We start from the raw sequence: 17,567 nt of genomic DNA, 5'->3' as shown, positions 1-17,567 counted from the left end.
TTGGTAGAATGTTTTGTCTTCCTAAGACCGCTTGGCCTCCGACTTCTTCCGCCGGCCCGGCGACCCGGCCCGCGAGGCGGCGGAACGGCTGGTGGAGTGCCCGGCGCTGCGCCGTTACGCCCGCGGTCTGGTGCGCCGGGTGATCGCGCTGGAGCGCGGCCGGCCGGCGCGGTCCCGGGTGGCCAACAGGCGCAACAGCGCGCTCACCGCGCACCGCTGCGACCGCGACCCGGTGGCGGAGCTGCGTGCCCTGGTCGACGGGCTGCACGCCGACCTCGCCCGGCTGGAGAACCTCCCATGACAGAACCGGCCCCGGCCGCGCCGCCGGCCCGCTGCCCCCACCGCAGGTACTCCGGCGCCGACTGCGCCGGCGAGCTGCTGGCCGCGGGCTACTGCGGACGCTGCGGCCGGCACCGCGACCAGCCGCCGCTGCCCGAGCCGGACGGCGGCCCGGCCAGGCCGCTGGTGCTGCCCGAGCTGCCCGCGGACGACGCGTACGACTCGGTGCTCCCGGAGAACGCGCCGCTGGCGTACGGCAAGCGCTGCGGCAACAAGGCGTGCGGCGCGCTGCTGGCGCCGCCGCTGGTGGAGCCGCCGGTGCCGAACGAGGGCCACTGCCCGGCGTGCGGCCACCGCTACTCGTTCGTGCCGCGGCTGCGCGAGGGCGACATGCTCGGCCAGTACCGGGTGCGCGGCTGCCTGGCGCACGGCGGCCAGGGCTGGGTGCACCTCGCCGAGAACACCCGCCTCGACGACACCCAGGTGGCGGTCAAGGAGCTGCTGAACCGGCACGACGAGCAGCTGGCCGAGCTGGCCGAGAGCGAGCGCCGCTACCTCATCGCGCTCGACCACCCCGACATCGTGCGGATCCTCGACTACCTGCGCGAGGAGCGGGGCGGCGCCGAGCAGCCGATGACCTACATCGTCATGGAGTACGTCGGCAGCAACACCCTGGAGAAGATCGTCGCGGAGGTGCGCCGCGGCCGGCGCGGGCTCGACATCGAGGAGGTCGCCACCTACGGCTGCCGGATCCTCGACGCGCTGGACCACCTGCACCGGCGTACGGACCCGATCGGGCCGCTGGCGTACTGCGACATGAAGCCCTCCAACGTCATCCACTACCGGGACGGCCTGAAGGTCATCGACCTCGGCGGGGTACGCCGCATCGGCGAGCGCACCGCGCCCGCGCTCACCGAGGGCTTCGCCGCCCCCGAGACCGGCCGCACCGGCCCGACCGTCGCGCACGACCTGCACACCGTCGGCCGGACGCTGGAGGAGCTGGCCCGCTTCGCCGCCACTCGCGACATCCCCGGCACCGGCATCGCCTCCTTCCGGCACGCGGTGCGGTGCGCCACGGCGCCGGAGCCGGGCGACCGGTTCGCCTCCGCCGCCGAGATGAGCGAGCAGCTGCGCGGCGTGCTGCGCGAGATCCGGGCGCTGCGCGACAAGCGGGACCGGCCGGAGCCGTCCGCCCTGTTCGAGCCGACGCGGCGGCTGCTCGACGCCGGGCTCGGCACGCTGCCGCCGCTGGGCCGCTGGCTGGCCCGGCAGCCGCCGCGGCGCGGCGCGCGGCCGGTGTCGGAGCCGCTGGACGTGGGGCCGCCGCGGGCGGGCAACGTGGCGCTGGCGCTGCCGGTGCCGGTGCCGCACCCGCAGGACGAGCAGCGCAGCCTGTTCCGGCTGTCGACGTACGACCCGGACCGGAGGCTGTCCCAGCGGCCGGACGAGCCGTCCGCCGAGATCTGCTTCCACAACGTGCGGCTGTACCTGCGGGACTCGCCGGCGCCCGCGCCGGCGAAGGCGGCGGCGGAGCTGGCCGAGGCGCGGCGGATCCTGGCCGGCAGCCCGCACCGGGCCTGGCAGCTCCGGTGGTACGAGGGGCTGCTCGCCCTGGTCCGCGCGCAGGCCGCCGCGGACGGGGCCGCCGCGGACGAGACCGGTACCGACGAGACCGGTGCGGACGAGGCCGATGCGGGCGGGGCCGCCACCCCCGCGGGTGAGCCGGACGCGGACGACGCCGGGTCACCCGAAGCGGCGGCGCTGAGCCGGGCGTACGACCACTTCGCGGCGGTCTACCGGCGGCTGCCCGGCGAGTACGCGCCCAAGCTGGCGCTCGGCTACTGCGCCGAGCGCCTGGCCGCCGCCGACCCGCCCGCGGCGGCGGGCGGGCGCACCCCGGAGGAGCTGCGCCGGATCGCCACGGACCACTACCTCGCCGTCTGGTCGCGCAACCGCATGCAGGGCAACGGCGCCTTCGGCCTGGCCCGGCTCGCGCTCGCCCGCGGCAGCCGGCGGGACGCGGTGGAGGTGCTCCGCAACGTGCCGGAGGACTCGCCCGACAGGTTCGCCGCGCGGATCGCCGCCCTGCGCATCTCGGCCGCGCGGCTGGAGCGGGGCGACCCGGCGCTGCCGACGCTGCGGGAGATCGGCGCGGCCCGCGCCGAGCTGGCCGCCCCCGCGGACACCGGGCACCCCGCGCACCCCGCCGACGGCACGCCGCTGCAGCTGGCGCAGGAGCACGGGCTGCTGCTGGAGGCGGAGTTTCTGGAGTGGGCGCTCGACCTGGTCACGGGGCCGGGCGCGCACGGCCCGCGCGGCACCGCGGATCCGGGCGTGCCGGACGGTGCGGAGGGTGCGGGCGGTGCGGGCGGCGGCGCCGGGCGCGGCGACGGCTTCCCGTACGACCGGCTGCTCGGCGAGCCCTACGTCCCGCGCGGCGGAGAACGCCCCCTGCCCCGCGTCGCCCCGTTCCGCCAATCCGCCGGGCGCAACTCCCCCGAGTGGCACATCCGGCTGCTGCTCGCGGCCTGCTACCGGAAGCTGTCCCGGCACTGCCGGGACGACGACCGCGCGAAGCTCGTCGAGCTGCACAACGCGGTCCGCCCGCCCACCCTCGCCTGACCCGCCCGACTGGAGGCGAACCCGATGGACACGCTGCGGTTCGGCGTCACCCTCGCGGACGCCGCGGAGGCGCGCCACCGGCTGCGCGCCGACGTGGCCGCGCACACCGTGGACACCACCGTGGAGGTCACCGCCGAGGCTGCGGGCGGGCCGGTCCCGGCGCCCGCCGACACCGGCGTCATCGTGGCGCTCGACTTCGCGCCGGACCGGCTGGCCGAGACCCGGCGGGCGGTCGCCGCCGCGATCGCCGCGCTGCCCGACGGCGCGTCGTTCGCGGTGCTGCACGGCGGCGGCGCACCGCGGATCCGGTACCCGTACGGCAGGAGCGAGGTGTGGGCGCGCGCGGACGACATGAACCGGAGCATGGCGCGGTTCGAGGCGGCGCAGATGGTGCCCGCCGACGCCGCGACCGCCGCGGGCGGCGGACCCGGCGGCTACGCCGGCTGGCTCGACGCCGCCCGCGCGCACCTCGTCCGCGAGCCGCGGCGGATCGCCCACCTGCTCATGATCACCGACGGCCGCGGCCACGACGACGGCCGCCTCGACGCCGCGATCGACGCCTGTGTCGGCGAGTTGACGTGCGACGTCATCGGCGTGGGCGGCGACTGGGAGCCGGAGCTGCCGGCCCGCATCGCGACCCGGCTGCACGGCAGGGCCGAGCTGGCCGAGGGCGCCGGGCCGCTCGCCGACCGGCTCGCGGAGATCACCGGCCGGCTGCGGTCGACCCGGGTGCCGGCGGTGCCGGTCGAGGTGCGGCTGCGGGCCGGGGTGACGCTGCTGTCGTTCCGCGAGGCGGCCCCGGTCAGCCGGGAGCTGCGGCCCGACCCGCGGCCGGCGGCCGCGGACCCGTGGCGGCACGTCTTCACCACCCGGCTGTGGGACGCCGGCGTCCGCCGCTACATCCTGTCGGTCGTGGCCCGCCCCGACGGCGACCCCGCGGCCGTGCGCGACGCCGACCCGCTCGACACCGACCTGCTGCTGGCCCAGATCGCGCTGGGGCCGGGGCGCGCGGCGCCGCCGGAGCGGGCGGCGGCGACGGTACGGGTGCGCTGGTCGTACTCCGGCCCGGGCACCCACCCGCCCCCCGGCGGCCCGCGGACCTGCGGCGCCAGCGCCACGTACCGCATGCGCGACCGGCTGGCCGACGCCTTCAACGCGGGCTGCACCGCCGTCTCCCGCCGCGACCTGCGCACGGCGGAGGCCATGCTCGGCGAGGCGGCGCGGCTCGCGTACGAGCTGCAGGACCGGGACTTCCTCGACCACGACCTGAACCGCGTCGCCGAGGTGCTGGACGCGCGCAACGGCGTCGTACGGGTACGGGACGGCGCCACCGTCGACCGGACGGCACTGCTGCGCAGCCGGCTGTCGCGCGGGCAGCACCGGCCGCTGGACCTGCCCCCGCGGGCCCCGGCCGGCGTCCCCTGCCCCGCCCCGGCCTGCGGCCGGCTCTCCACCGCCGCCGCCGGCTTCTGCGTCGCCTGCGGCACCCGGCTGGCGACCGCCGGGAGACCGCGATGAGCGCGCGACTGCGGCGGCTGGTCCGCGCGCTGCTGTTCCCGCAGACCGTCAAGTACCGGCTGCTGCGGCACCTGACCGCGGTGCTGGTCCTCGGCGCGGTCGCGAGCACGGCGCTGCTCGTGTCGTACGACAGGGTGCACCGGGTGCCCGCGGAGCTGCAGGCGGACGCGGTGCTCGCGGTGCAGGACGCGGTGGCCTTCCGCAGGGCGCTGCTGCAGGCGGACGCGCAGGTGCACCGCGCGTACGTGGACGGCCTCATGGACACCGTCGGCCCCGGCGAGGGCTACCAGCAGCAGAGCGGCGCCGCCCGCCAGGCGCTGTCGCGGCTGTCCGACCGGCAGATCGAGGGCGACGACGGCCGCCGGGTCGTCGAGGTGCTGAACGTCCTCCACAACTCGTACCAGGAGGCCGTGTCCGAGGCCGCCTACCAGCGGGGCCCGGAGAACCGGCTGATGCGGGAGCAGAACCTCCGCGAGGCCGGGACGGTGCTGCGGCGGGAGCTGACGGGCATCCTCCCGCGGCTCGCCGAACTCCAGCGCGACCAGCTCGCGACCATCAAGGACGAGACGGACGTGAGCGCCGCCGAGAAGGCGGGCTGGTCGGTCGCCGTGGCGGCGCTGCTGGTGCTGGCGCTCGTGCTGGTGCGGTGCTGGCTGGTGCTGTGGCGGTACTGCGGGCGGCTGTTCAGCGGCGGGCTGGCCGTCGCACTCGTGCTCGTCGGTGTCCTCGTCGCGGCGCCGCTCGCGGCGGCGTACGACACCCAGCACAAGCTGGACGCGGTGCACACCGCCCTGGTGCGCGTCGACCGCGCCGACGGACAGGGCCCCGTCGACGCCGGCGCCACGACGGTACGCGACACCATCGCGTCCACCTCGGCGGCCGCCCGCGCCCTGCCGTGGCTGGCGGCGGGCTGCGGCGCGGCCGTCGTCTGCGCCGCGGGCGGCCTGCTCTGGCGGCTGTACGACGACTACGGGAGGGACTAGCCGTGCTCCGGATCTCCCCGCTCTCCCCGCTGAGCCGGGCTCTCGCGACGGCGGCCGCGGCGGCCGTGCTCGCCGGCTGCGTCGGCGGCCAGCCGCCCGTCGACGAGGCGGCGGACCGCCCGGTCACGGTGCTCGCGCCGTGGACCGGCCCACAGGCGGAGACCTTCGAACGCGTACTGGAGAGCGAGGGCTTCGACTACGTCTACCAGGGCACCGCCGCCCAGCGGGAGGTGCTGCTCTCCCAGGTGCAGGCCGGCACCCCGCCCGACATCGTGATCATGCCCGGCGTGGGCGAGCTGTCGGAGTACGCCGCCGACGGCCTGCTGGAGCCGCTCGACGGGCGGGGCCTGTACGAGCCCGCCCACTACGGCGCGCCGTGGACGCCGCGGGCCACCGGGAAGTCCGGCAGGCACGTGTACTGGGTGCCGGTGCGGGCGGCGCTGAAGAGCATCGTCTGGTACCGGGCGGCGAACGGCAGGCCCGCGTCCGTCGGGGCGCGGGAGTGGTGCGTCGGCCTGGGCGACGACGGCGCCGCCGGCTGGCCGGCCAGCGACTGGATCGAGGACCTGCTGCTGCAGACCGCCGGGCCGCGGACGTACGCCCGCTGGGCGCGCGGCGAGCTGGGGTGGACGGCGGAGCCGGTGGTACGGGCCTGGCGGGCGTGGGGTTCGCTGATGAAGGCGAACGGGCCGGGGCCGCCGCGGTGGGCGCTGCTCAACGACCACCGGGGCGCCGCCGGCGAGCGGGGGCTGCTGTTCGGCGGCCGGGCGGAGACCGACGAGCGGTGTGTGGCGGAGCACCAGGGCTCGTTCGCCCTCGACCTGTACGGGGACGCCGCCGGCCGGGCGGACTACGTGCCGTCGACCCCGTACCTGCCGGGCACGACGGCGCCGCGCGGGCGCGAGGTGAGCGGGGACTTCGCGGCGCTCTTCGACGACCGGGACAAGGCGCGGGAGGTGTTCCGGTTCCTCGCCTCCCGGGAGGGGCAGTGGTTCTGGGCCTCTTTGTCGGGGGCGTCGGGGTCGTCGGTGTACAGCGCCAACTCCGCGATCGGGGTGCCGTGGCCGGAGGACCCGGTGACGCGCCGGATAGCCCGCGATCTCAACGACACCTCCGTGCCGCGCTGCCTGGACGCCTCCGACGTGATGCCGCCCGCGGTGCGCGACGCGTTCTACGACGCCGCGATGCAGTACCTCGCCGCCGACGGCCGCGACCCGCTGCCGTGGCTGCGCGACATCCAGCTGGTGCACGACCACGAGAAGCGGCGACCGTGGATGACGGACGTCTGCGGCTGAGGCCCGGGGGAGTCCGGCCGCCCCCGGGGCCGGCCGGACCCGGCCTCCCGACGCCGTGCCTCCGGCGTTAGGGTCGGCCCCATGACCGCCGCGATCTCCGCCCGTGACCTGCGCAAGCGCTACGGGGACGTACACGCGGTCGACGGGGTCAGCTTCGAGGTCCGCGCCGGCGAGTTCTTCGGGCTGCTGGGGCCGAACGGCGCCGGCAAGACCACCACCCTGGAGATGGTCGAGGGCCTGCGCCGCCCCGACGAGGGCCGGGCGCTGCTCCTCGGCGAGCCGTCCTGGCCGCGCAACCCCGGGCTGCTGCGGCGCGTAGGCGTCCAGCTGCAGGCGTCGGCGTTCTTCGAGAAGCTCACCGCCCGCGAGCAGATCCGCACCTTCGCCTCCCTCTACGGCGTCGCCGACGAGCGGGCCGACGCGATGCTCGCCGAGGTCGGCCTCGCCGAGAAGGCCGGCACCCGCGAGGACCGGCTCTCCGGCGGCCAGGCGCAGCGGCTGTCGATCGCCTGCGCGCTCGTGCACGACCCCGAGCTGGTCTTCCTCGACGAGCCGACCACCGGCCTTGACCCGCAGGCCCGGCGCAACCTGTGGGACCTGCTGCGCGGCATCAACGCCGCGGGCCGCACGGTCGTCCTCACCACGCACTACATGGACGAGGCCGAGGTGCTCTGCGACCGCGTGGCCGTCATGGACGCCGGCCGCATCCTGCGCGTCGGCCCGCCCGCCGAGCTGGCCGCGGAGCTGGAGGCGGACTCGCTGGAGGACGTGTTCCTACAGCTGACCGGGCGGGAGTACCGCGAGTGAAGCCGTTCGCCAGCCTGTCGAAGGCCATGGCGCTGGGGCTGCTCCGCGACCGCGCCTCCGTGTTCTTCATCCTGATCTTCCCGCTGATGTTCCTGGCCCTGTTCGGCGCGCTGTTCAAGGACGCGGGCGTCTCCCGCGCCACGGTGGTGCAGGTCGGCGCCGTCGAGGTCTTCGACGAGATGCCGCCGAAGCAGCGCGCCGCCCTCGACGACGTACTGGAGATCGACAGGTCCGGGGACCGGGCGGAGGCGCTGGAGAAGGTGCGCGACGGCGACGCCGACGCCGCCGTGTGGGAGGAGCCCGGCGGCCGGATGCAGATGCGCGTCTCGGCGGCCGACCCGGTGCAGGCGGGCAACGTCGGCGGCGTGCTGCGGTCCATCGTGGACCGGGCCAGCATCGCGGCGACCGGGCAGCCGCCCGCGTACACGCTCACGGGCGGGCAGGTCGAGGACGAGTCGCTGGAGGCCATCCAGTACTTCACCCCCGGGCTGCTCGGCTGGGCGGTGGCGATGGGCGGGGTGTTCAGCGCCGCGCTCGGGCTGGTCAACTGGCGCAAGAAGCGCATCCTGCGCCGGCTGTGGCTGGCGCCGGTGCGCGCCGGACCGGTGATCTGCGCCCGCCTCGGCGTCAACATGCTGCTGGCCTTCGCCCAGACCGCCATCTTCCTGCTGGTGGCCACGGTGCCGTACTACGGACTGCGGCTGACCGGCGACTGGTGGCTGGTGATCCCCCTGGTGGCCTGCGGCAGCCTGGCGTTCGTGTCGGTCGGCTTCGCGATCGGCGCGTGGGCGAAGACCGAGGACGCCGCCAACGGGCTCGCGCAGATCGTCGTGCTGCCGATGGCGTTCCTGTCCGGGTCGTTCTTCCCCCTCGACGCGGCGCCGCCGTGGGTCCGGTCGATCTCCGAAGCGCTGCCCCTCAAGCACCTGGTGCAGGCCATGCAGGACGTGCTCACCCGCGGCGGCAGCTGGTCGGACGCGCTGCCGGCGATGGGCATCATGCTGCTGACGGCGGCGGTGTCCACAGCCCTGGCCCACCGCCTGTTCCGCTGGGACGCCACGTAGCGGATGCGCCTGCCGCCGCTGCCGTGGAGAGGAACTCGCGTGCTCCACGCACTCTGATCCTGAGCGTGCGCAGGGCGGTGCCGCTGTCCAGGCGGACGTCGAGCGCTCCGGGAACGCCGGTCCCCGCCCGTCGGCCTGCGGGGATGGCCGTGGCGTTGAGTCCGTCGCGGCGGGCGATGAGGAGGCCGAGTTCGTGTCGGCTGACCGCGTCTTGGCCGGCGACGTGGCGGATGCCGGACTGCTCGGAGGGTGCGAGTTCGAGGATTGCTGCGGCGAGGTCCGAGACATGCACCGGGCAGCGGATGTCGTCGGTGAACAGGGGCCCGGCTGCTCGTCCGGCGGCGACGTCGTGGACGAACTTCTCGTGTCTGGAGTAGCCGTAGCCGACGATCAGAGAGGTCCGGATGACGAGCGCGGCAGGGTTCACCAGGCGGATCGCCGTCTCGGCCGCAGCTTTCGCGGCGCCGTAAGCAGTGATCGGATCCGGTGTCGCGCATTCGTCGTAGGTGACCTGCGTGCCTGAGAAGACCGCATCGCTCGACACGTGTACTAGCCGTGCTTCTCGGCGGGCGGCAGCCATCGCCAGTCGGCCGGCGCCTTCAGCGGTCGTCACCCAGTCGGCCTTGCGAGCGGCTGCGTTGATCACCAGTCGTGGCTGAACCTTGTCGAGCACCACGTCGATCTCGTCGTGATTGCGGAGGTCGAGTGGGAGCCACTGGATCTCCGCGGTTCCGAGGTTGGTCGTGAAGGTGCCGGTGACGGTGTGCCCCGCAGCGAGTGCCTGTCGTGCGAGTTCTCGGCCGAGGAAGCCGCTGGCGCCGACGATCAACATGGTCATAGCCCGACACACTAGGCCGAGGGCCGAGCGGGACGAATCTGTTGACCGGTTTCCGTGACGTTCATGCGCGCCGAGTGCTCGCCGTGGCTGGATTCCGCGGGGAGTCGTCAGCGGGTCAAGGTGAGGGACAGCTCCCGGGCGCCTGCTGCACGTGGGTGACGGACGACCAGGCCGTCTGCGATGCGCCGGATCGAGGGCCGGTCGCGTACCTCCGCGCGGCTGGCTGAGGCCGCGGCGAGCAGTTCCTCGGCAGTCTCGTCCGGTTGTCCTGCCATCCAGTGCACTCGGGCGCGATCGGTATGCATGCGCGCGGTGCGTTCGGGGGTCGGGAACATCGCGGGCCGCAGCTTCCGTCCGGCGTCGAGGGCTGCGCCCGGGTCGCCCAGGGCCCAGTGCACGCCGACGGCATACAGCTCGACTTGGGCCGGAGAGACGGGGAACAGCCTGCCCGGCGGCGGCATGGCCGGCAGGCCGCGTACGACTCTCCTCGCCTCGGCGATCATCACCAGCGCTTGGCCGCGGTCGCCGGTGTGCGCCGCGTTGTACGCCGTGGTGCACAGCATCTGCGCGTACGCCGCGGCCTGCGCCTGGTTGACGAGCCCGGTGGACTCGACCGTCGTGGCGGCGTCGAGCACGAGTTGCCGCGCGTGGGAGGCCTGGTCCTGGTGCCGCAGGACGACAGCCAGCTCCCTGGCCGCCGCCGCGGCGGCGATCGGTGAGCCGGAGAGCGAGGCGTACGTGGTCGCGCGGTCGGCGGTGATGCGGGCGGTGTCGTACTTGCCGATCTTCGACAACACCTGGGTCTCCAGGCTGTAGCACGCCGAGAGTCGGGCGTAGTCCAGCCCGGAGCGGGACCGGGCCGCAGCCTGGTGGGCATCGCCCAACAGGTCCGGGAACGTGGGCAGGAGGGCGAGGTGACGGCCGGCGTCGAAGTGGTGGCGGGCGCGCGCGAGGCGGGCATCGAGCGGGGCGCGGTCGCCGGACGGCGGCGGAGTGATGGCCAGGGCCTCATCGACCCGGCCGAGCAGGGAAGCGGGGATGGCCGCTCCGGCGGCGGTGAGCAGCGTACGACGGTGCATCGGCTCCTCCTCGGTGTCACGCGGAGCGTCCCGCGCCACTGTAGTAGGGGCGGGCACCGGAACGGTGGCTAACCCGCAGGCCGCGGCCAGGACGGGGGACGGCACGCCCACCGCCTCTGCCGCGGCCCGTAACAGCTCCAGATCGAGGACGCGCTTGTTCGATTCCAAGCGGGAGACTGTGCTGGGCGAGCAGCCGATGCATGCCCCGAGGTCCGTCTGCCTCCAGCCTCGATGTCGCCGGCCCAGACGCACCAGGCCTCCGGCGTCGCGACGCCTGATCAGCTCACGTGCCTCGGGCGAGGCCCAGATACCTGATCCGATGAGCATCAGATCCTCCCCGAGCACAGCGCCCAGTGTCTCAACGGTACGCGCCGGGATCGTCGCGCCCAATCGCCACGGTGGCGGCCACGCGGGCCTGCGCATCCTGGACCCAGTGCCTTCCCCGTCGGGTACCCCGCCGCAAACCACGTGTGCAGATCCCGCACACAGCGTGCACGTTCCGGCAACCGATCACCGCAAGGGCTGCGCCGGTGGTGCTCTGGTCACCAGGAGTACGCGACCCAGGGAGACACCTCCATGTACCTACCCCACCCGGTGATCGACCATCTGACTGAGGAGCAGGTGAACACGTGGAAGACCCACTTTGCCGGCAGCCACGAGCGGCCCCGCAGCATTGAGGAGGGCATCTGGCGCCGCACCCAGGACCCGGCCAACGCCGAACAGTCAGGCTGGCGCCAGGACGCGGCCGGTCGCCGCCGCATCGTGCACTACCGCTACCACTACGATCTGGACTGGACCCACCCGGTGCCCAGGCTCGTACTGGCCGAGTTCTACTTGTACACGTCGCTCACGGCCCCGGCTGACGAGATCGCGGCGTACCGCAAGAACATCGGCCAGTGGCTCACCGAAGGACGCTGGCGGCAGCAGTCGGACGGCTGGCACCGCGGTGATCTGGCGGCCTCGGTGACGGGCTACCGCATCCACCCGCAGGACGAGCGGGCCGATCGCGCCACCCCGCGCGGGTTCCGCACACTCGACGTCCGCTTCACCTCCGAAGCCTTCCACGTCCCGCCGCGCACCCTGCGCAACCTGCCCTGGGACGTGCTTGCCGGCGGCATGCGCGTCAAGGACCAGCGCGGCACTCCGACCTACGCCGACGACCTCGCGAGCCTGGTCGACTACCTGCCGTTCCAGGTGGAGGTCGGCTGCGGCACGAGCATCGAAGCGGGCATCCCGCCGCTGCACTACCTCCACGAGATCTACCGCGTCACCGACCGGCGCGACAACACCCCCAGCCAGTCATACCGCTTCACCCTCACCCCGCAGGCCGACACGCTCGTCGAGGAACTCCTCCTCGACGCACCCGGAAAGGCGGAGGACCTCACCCGCATGTTCCGGGCTTGCTTCGTCGCCGAACCCACCGAGGGACACCAGGCCCTCACGGCCCTCCACGACGCGGGAGCGATGGTCGGCCCAATCATCACCCACAACTTCGACACCCTCGCTGCCCGGGTCGGGCTGCCCGAGGTGTTCGTCCGCCGCTACGACCAGAAGATCCCGCCCGTACCACTGCTCAACGAGGCCAAGGCCCTGCTGGTCGTCGGACTTCACGCCGACCGGCGCGCCGTCCAGGCCCGAGCCCGCGCCCGCGGCATGCGCATCTTCTACGTCGACCCCGAGGGCCTCATGGAGAACGGCGAGTTCAAGCACTACCCGATCGAAGGCGCCCGCGAAGGGGACATCGTCGTCCGCGACGAGGCCACACCCGCGCTACGGCGCCTGTGCCAGCGCCTCGGTGTCACCAGCCGACACCCGACGGCGGCCTGACCGGGCACCGTTCTCACCCCCGAAAAGAGGACCGGCAATGCCCGACCTGTTCGACCGGATACACGAGCTGCGAACCCGTGAGGAACGCCGTTGCCAGGCAGGCGACCCCGAGTTGGAGACCCTGCTTCTCGTGGTCCACGCGGCGGAGGAGGCGGGCGCAGCGGTGGAGGCGTACCGCGGCTCTCGAAGCTGGGGCACCAACGGCGTCGTCACCGCCACCGCCACACAGGTGAGCGACGAGCTGTGCGCCGCTATCGTGGCCGGGCTCATCGCCCTGGACCGCGTCTGTCCGGACGCTCGCGCTGACTGGCAGCGGTACCTCGCGTTCGGCTACGAGCGCGCGAAGCGCGAGAACACCGAGGCGGCAAACTCTGCACGGTAACTTCTTCCTCGCCGGCGCGCCTCCAGTGATGCGCTCCCGGAGGTGCACCGCACCGAGTCCGGCTCCGGCGACTCGGGTCCTTGCCGAGGGCACAGGCGTGGTCAGGCAGGGCAACGCAGTTCGCGCCCGCTTTCTCAGGGTCTTCACCTCCGCCCGGCCGCTGCCGCCAGGCGGATCGGCTGCAGGTGAAGTGGCCCGTCTCCCCTGTCACGGGCGGGGAGGCGGGCCACTGCTCATCGGATGCGCCAGGTCAGGTCACGGCAGGTCGAACTCGTTCCTTCTCACGGCGGCGATGAATCCGCTGAACGCCTCCCGCGTGAACAGCAAGGCAGGACCTTCAGGGTCCTTCGAGTCACGAACCGCTATACGGGCATGCGTCTGGGTCACGTCGGCGCACTCGACGCACTGGCTTTCGCTTCCTCCGCTGCGTGAGGACTTCTTCCAGACGGCACCCTTCAGCTCGGGTGACATGACGGCGCGTCCGATCTGCGTGGTCACTTGCGCAGTCCTTCCAGGTATTCGTCAAGAACTTCCCGCGACTTGTCTACGGGAAGTGCGATTTCGGCGATGGCGGCAAACTCCTTCTCCAGGAAGCTCACCTGCTGCGGATCGTCGATGTGGTTGCCGCCGAGCGCGTTGTCCACGCTGGCCACGTTCGCCCACGGGTGCTTGTAGGACAGGACGGTGATGGCACCGATCGATCCGTAGGTTGGATGAGCCGTGAGTGGAAGGAGTTGAAGCTCGACGTTCGTCATCTGCGAAGCGTCGAGGAGTTTGCGGATCTGGTCCCGCATGATGGCCGGCCCTGATTCGAACTTGGCGTGCAACGCCGACTCGGGTACCAGGGCATGCAGCTTTGTTGCCGTGCTGAGAACGGCCTGACGCGCCAGACGGATCGACACCAGCATCTCGGCATGGGCTGGTGATACCGCGGTAGGCGCGCGAGTGATCATTTCCCGCACATACCCCGGGGACTGGAGCAGGCCGGGCACGATCACGGGATGTTGGATCCGGAGTGTCTGGGCCTCGGCTTCCAACTCGATGAAGTCGAGGTAGTTCTGGCCGATACGACTGGCGTAGGCCGCCCACCACCCTTCACCGATGGGCTCCTCGGCGACCCGCGCCACCTCTTCCACTCCGGCCGGGTCGTCGACGCCCAACTTGCCGCAGAACGTCCGGACATCGTCGGCAGAGACCCTGTACGTCCCGCGCAGGATGCGGCTCAGCCTGGTGGTGTCCCAGCCCATGAGCCTGGCGGCGTCGCCTGACTTCATCGGCCCCATCCACCGGCGCAACTGACCGCCAACCCGCCGGCGTTTGATGGTCGGCGTAGCCCGCTTCTTCGTCACGGCAGCAGTTTGGCACGTCGGCGACCCCGCTTGCTATGGGCACATGCGATCGATCCTTTTGTTGCCTCACAGACGGCGTTGCGTATAGACCGCCAAAAGGAGCATACTGCCAGTCCAACGGGACATGACTGCGCATCAGTTCGTGGTCGGTTGCGACGCACGGTCATGCCCGCCGTCGTACGGGCCGGGTTGCTGGCCCGGGCGGTGGTCCGTCCTCCCACCCGGGAACGGGCGGGCCTCCGCCGCCCCCTCCGACGAAGCCGAGGCCGCTGATGCCGAGTCAGAGCACCCCCCGAATGACCCACCGCGATGGACCTTGCGCGGACGTTCTACGCACGGCCAGGGCCATACGGCGTGATGTGGCGGCTCGTCCGGGGTCGACCCGCGTTCCGGAGGCACCGGTTCCCGAAGGGCGGGTGTGCTCATGATCCGGCAGCGGGCCGTGGGCGTCGCCGGGGTCACCCACGGTCTCCTCGCGGCCCGGGCGGCCGCTCGACTCGGCCGGCAACGCGCGTGCGCGGTACTCCCCGGCGGCTCCACGGCGACGCCCGCGTGTGCCCGGGACATCGTCCGATCCTGGCTGGCCGCCTGGCGGATCCCGCCTGATCCGGCCCACGACACCGTGTTGATCGCCAGTGAGCTGTCGACCAATGCCTGCGTGCACACCGACAGTTCGCAGATCGTAGTGGCCGTCCAGATCACCGGCCGGGAGTTGCGGCGGCTGACGATCAGAGTGATCGACCAGGGTCCGCCCCAGCAGGGCTGGACCGACCGCCGGATCGACGGCACCGCCGGGACCGCCGGAGGCGACACCCTCGCCCTCTCCGGCCGCGGGCTGTTCCTGGTCGCAGAACTGGCGGATCGGTGGGGCGCGGTGCGAAGGCTCGCGGGCACCAGCGTGTGGGCGCAGCTGGCCGTCCCCGCGGCCACAGCGTCGTCGGCGTACGGACAGTCCGCCGACACAGCATCGGGCGGTGCACGATGATCCGCTTCCGTAACGTGCTCGCGAACGTATGCAGGGTTCCGGAAGAGGCGGAGGCCCGCCGCAAGCGTCCCGAGCTGTACGGGCGGCTCCACGCCGCGTGCCTGCCGCCACCGCCGCGCGAGCTGGCCCCTGAGGAGGAGGAGCGCATCGCCGACCGGGTCGCTCACCGGCTGGAAGCCCACCTGCTCTTTCCTCCTGAGCGGGCGGACCGTGAATTCCGCGAGGCCCTGCGCCTGGCCGCAGGCCGTCCCGCTGACCAGCACGAAGAGACGGGAGATCCCCGATGACCGACGACACCGCCAGGCAGCGCCATGTGCCGTTAGAGGTGGGCACCGAGTATCCGAACCGTTATCCAGCCTCGGGCGGCCTCGCCGCGAAAGCGCCCTCCGCGGTCCACGTCACCAGCTTCACCTACGGGCACGGTCCGATTCCCGGCGCGGACATCACGCTCGACCTGCGCCAGTACGGCGACTCCTTCGACGTGGAGGCCGACAGCCTCGTCGGCCTCACCGACTGTGACACGTGCGCACCCCTTCCTCCGGAGGCAGACGGTCTTCCCGAACTGGTCGAGGGCATCGTTCCGGCGGTACGCGCGTTCCGCAGCGGGCCGGGTGACGGGCCGGTCACCGTAGCCGTGGGGGACGCGGACGGCCGTCTCTCCGCGACCGTCGCGACCGCGATGTACCGGCGGTTGGGCCGCCACGTCCGCGTCACGCTGGAGTGCCTCGGCTGAAGCTCTCCGCTCCCCGGCGGGGGCCGGTCCTACGACTTCCGTCCTCCGCCGGGCGGGATGAGACCATGGAGACGATGACTGAGATTCCAGTGGGACCGCCGCCGCCGGGGACGTTCTACGAGCAGGTCGGCGGCGAGGAGACGTTCCGCCGCCTCGTCCACCGGTTCTACGAGGGCGTGGCGGAGGATCCGCTGCTGCGCCCGATGTACCCCGAGGAGGACCTCGGGCCGGCCGAGGAGCGGCTGACGCTGTTCCTCATCCAGTACTGGGGCGGCCCGCGCACGTACAGCGACCGGCGGGGGCACCCGCGGCTGCGTATGCGGCACGCGCCGTTCGCGGTGGACCGCGCGGCGCACGACGCCTGGCTGCGCCACATGCGCACGGCGGTGGACGAGTTGAAGCTGCCCGCGGAGCAGGAGAAGCAGCTCTGGGACTACCTCGTGTACGCCGCCTCCTCAATGGTGAACACCCCCGGCTGACCGGCGGGTTCCGCTCCGCGGCCGGGCCACGGGACCGATCACGATCAGGTCAAGTTCCGCCGCCGCTCGCTACCGCGTGCGAATGCGTTCTGACAGCATCCAGACAATTCGACGGTGGTGTCTGGGGGCTGCGTGACGGGGTTCGTTCTGCTGCGGGCGCGCGCCCACCGGCTGCTCCTCGCCGCCGCCCTGCTGGCCGTCGTGCTCACCACCGCCGTGCTGGCCACGCTCGCGGCCTTCTCCGGCACCGTCGGCGACGCCGCGCTGCGGCGCACGCTCGCCGGTGACGCGGCGGCCGACGCGGCGCTGACCCTCGAAGTCCCGTATCTGACGGGTGCGGACCGCGCGGCGGCGGCCGAGGCGGTCGAGCGCCACGCGCGGGGCGCCTTCGCGGGGCTGCCCGTACGGGTGCAGAGCCTGGACCGCTCCGGGCCGTACGAGCTGCCGCGCCGGCTGCGGCCGCCGGCGGCGCGGGGCGGGGAGGACCCGGACCTGACGCATCTGGGGGCGCTGGAGCGGTCGGAGGTGGCGCTGGCGGCGGGGCGGTGGCCCGGAGCGGCGGACGAGGCGCAGGGGGGCGGCGGCGCCGCGGGTGCTTTGGGCGGCGTGGATGCCGCGGACGGCGCGGGCGGCGGACCCGTGCAGGTGGCCGTGCCGCAGGGCGTCGCCGAGCGGCTCGGCCTCGCCCCCGGCGACACGCTCACCCTCGCCGGCCGCGGCGACGACGACCCTCCGCTGCCCGTCGAGGTCACCGGCGTCTACCGGCCCCGCGACCGCGAGGCCCCCTACTGGCTCGCCGACGAACTCCGCGGCAAGGGCGTGCAGAAGGGCGGTTACACCACCTACGGCCCGCTGCTCGCCGACCCCGGCTCCTTCGCCTCCGGCCGCGTGGCGCAGGCCGCCGGCGCGTGGGTGCTGCGCGCCGACTTCGACGGGATGACGGCCGACCGCGCGGACGCCCTGCGCGCCTCCGTGCAGAAGACCTCCGGCGCGCTCGCGGACGAACCGGTCTTCGACGGCCGCGCGGTCGCCGGCACCCGGCTGCCGCAGCTCCTCGACGGCACCGAGCGCGCCCTGCTCGTCAGCCGGTCGACGCTGCTGATCGTCGCCCTGCAGCTGGTGCTGCTCGCCGCGTACGCGCTGCTGCTCGTCGCCCGGCTGCTCGGCGCGGAGCGCCGCGGCGAGACCGACCTGCTGCGCGCCCGCGGCGGCTCGCGCCGCCGCATCGGCGCACTGACCGCCGCCGAGTCGCTGCTCCTCGCGCTGCCCGCGGCGATCGCCGCGCCGCTGCTCGCCGGGCCGCTGATCCGGCTGCTGGCCGCGCGGG

General features: G+C 73.5%; 17 protein-coding genes. 13 read left to right on the top strand and 4 right to left on the bottom strand.

All coding sequences use genetic code 11. From position 1 onward, the window contains the following. Positions 1-297 precede the first annotated feature (297 nt). The 6 genes from ABD317_RS20340 (at position 298) to ABD317_RS20315 (ending at position 8,568) form a co-directional block, all read left to right on the top strand. Positions 298-2,901, top strand: coding sequence for a tetratricopeptide repeat protein (locus ABD317_RS20340; protein ID WP_344291377.1), 2,604 nt, complete (start codon positions 298-300; stop codon positions 2,899-2,901). Between the two features lie 24 nt (positions 2,902-2,925). Continuing rightward, positions 2,926-4,419, top strand: coding sequence for a vWA domain-containing protein (locus tag ABD317_RS20335; protein ID WP_344291376.1), 1,494 nt, complete (start codon positions 2,926-2,928; stop codon positions 4,417-4,419). After that, positions 4,416-5,402: a hypothetical protein gene (locus tag ABD317_RS20330; protein WP_344291375.1), complete on the top strand. Its 987-nt coding sequence runs from the start codon at positions 4,416-4,418 to the stop codon at positions 5,400-5,402. The genes ABD317_RS20335 and ABD317_RS20330 overlap by 4 nt, the downstream gene beginning before the upstream one ends. A 2-nt stretch (positions 5,403-5,404) precedes the next feature. Then, on the top strand, positions 5,405-6,697 hold the full coding sequence (locus tag ABD317_RS20325; RefSeq protein WP_344291374.1) for an extracellular solute-binding protein: 1,293 nt from the start codon (positions 5,405-5,407) through the stop codon (positions 6,695-6,697). Between the two features lie 81 nt (positions 6,698-6,778). Continuing rightward, a complete protein-coding gene (locus ABD317_RS20320; RefSeq protein WP_027753445.1) occupies positions 6,779-7,504 on the top strand; it encodes an ATP-binding cassette domain-containing protein in 726 nt (241 codons plus the stop codon). Further along, positions 7,501-8,568, top strand: a complete 1,068-nt coding sequence (locus tag ABD317_RS20315; RefSeq protein WP_344291373.1) for an ABC transporter permease — start codon at positions 7,501-7,503, stop codon at positions 8,566-8,568. The genes ABD317_RS20320 and ABD317_RS20315 overlap by 4 nt, the downstream gene beginning before the upstream one ends. Here the strand turns inward: ABD317_RS20315 and ABD317_RS20310 are convergent. Beyond that, positions 8,501-9,406, bottom strand: a complete 906-nt coding sequence (locus ABD317_RS20310; protein WP_344291372.1) for a sugar nucleotide-binding protein — start codon at positions 9,404-9,406, stop codon at positions 8,501-8,503. The genes ABD317_RS20315 and ABD317_RS20310 overlap by 68 nt on opposite strands. Positions 9,407-9,513: 107 nt before the next feature. Continuing rightward, positions 9,514-10,812: a helix-turn-helix domain-containing protein gene (locus ABD317_RS20305; protein ID WP_344291379.1), complete on the bottom strand. Its 1,299-nt coding sequence runs from the start codon at positions 10,810-10,812 to the stop codon at positions 9,514-9,516. Between the two features lie 249 nt (positions 10,813-11,061). Between ABD317_RS20305 and ABD317_RS20300 the strand changes: the two genes are divergently transcribed. Then, positions 11,062-12,312, top strand: coding sequence for an SIR2 family protein (locus tag ABD317_RS20300; RefSeq protein ID WP_344291371.1), 1,251 nt, complete (start codon positions 11,062-11,064; stop codon positions 12,310-12,312). Positions 12,313-12,349: 37 nt separating this feature from the next. After that, entirely contained in the window at positions 12,350-12,694 is a 345-nt protein-coding gene (locus ABD317_RS20295; RefSeq protein ID WP_344291370.1) for a hypothetical protein, read from the top strand. A 255-nt stretch (positions 12,695-12,949) separates the two neighbouring features. On the opposite strand, the gene ABD317_RS20290 is transcribed toward ABD317_RS20295, so the two are convergent. Then, positions 12,950-13,192 carry a DUF397 domain-containing protein gene (locus tag ABD317_RS20290; protein WP_344291369.1) on the bottom strand — a complete coding sequence of 81 codons (243 nt, stop codon included), beginning with the start codon at positions 13,190-13,192 and terminating at the stop codon, positions 12,950-12,952. Further along, positions 13,189-14,043, bottom strand: a complete 855-nt coding sequence (locus ABD317_RS20285; protein ID WP_344291368.1) for a helix-turn-helix domain-containing protein — start codon at positions 14,041-14,043, stop codon at positions 13,189-13,191. Before ABD317_RS20285 ends, ABD317_RS20290 begins: the two co-directional genes overlap by 4 nt. A 424-nt stretch (positions 14,044-14,467) precedes the next feature. Here ABD317_RS20285 and ABD317_RS20280 point away from each other — a divergent pair, with 424 nt between their 5' ends. From ABD317_RS20280 to ABD317_RS20260, 5 genes are all read left to right on the top strand, one after another. Further along, the gene (locus ABD317_RS20280) at positions 14,468-15,028 is read left to right on the top strand and encodes an ATP-binding protein (RefSeq protein WP_344291367.1); all 561 of its coding nucleotides are present in this window, start codon (positions 14,468-14,470) and stop codon (positions 15,026-15,028) included. After that, positions 15,025-15,315 (top strand): hypothetical protein, encoded by a 291-nt coding sequence (locus ABD317_RS20275; protein WP_344291366.1) that lies wholly within the window; start codon positions 15,025-15,027, stop codon positions 15,313-15,315. The genes ABD317_RS20280 and ABD317_RS20275 overlap by 4 nt, the downstream gene beginning before the upstream one ends. After that, positions 15,312-15,761 carry a hypothetical protein gene (locus tag ABD317_RS20270; protein ID WP_344291365.1) on the top strand — a complete coding sequence of 150 codons (450 nt, stop codon included), beginning with the start codon at positions 15,312-15,314 and terminating at the stop codon, positions 15,759-15,761. The genes ABD317_RS20275 and ABD317_RS20270 overlap by 4 nt, the downstream gene beginning before the upstream one ends. Before the next feature lie 74 nt (positions 15,762-15,835). After that, positions 15,836-16,240, top strand: coding sequence for a globin domain-containing protein (locus tag ABD317_RS20265; protein ID WP_037781525.1), 405 nt, complete (start codon positions 15,836-15,838; stop codon positions 16,238-16,240). 132 nt (positions 16,241-16,372) lie between these two features. After that, positions 16,373-17,567, top strand: a 1,195-nt coding sequence (locus tag ABD317_RS20260; protein WP_344291364.1) for an FtsX-like permease family protein, incomplete at its 3' end; no start/stop codon positions are given.

The sequence above is a fragment of the Streptomyces synnematoformans genome (assembly GCF_039531005.1).
GTDB classification, from domain to species: domain Bacteria; phylum Actinomycetota; class Actinomycetes; order Streptomycetales; family Streptomycetaceae; genus Streptomyces; species Streptomyces synnematoformans.
The sequence above is the reverse complement of the archived record's forward strand: the minus strand, read 5'-3'. Positions and strand labels throughout refer to the sequence as shown.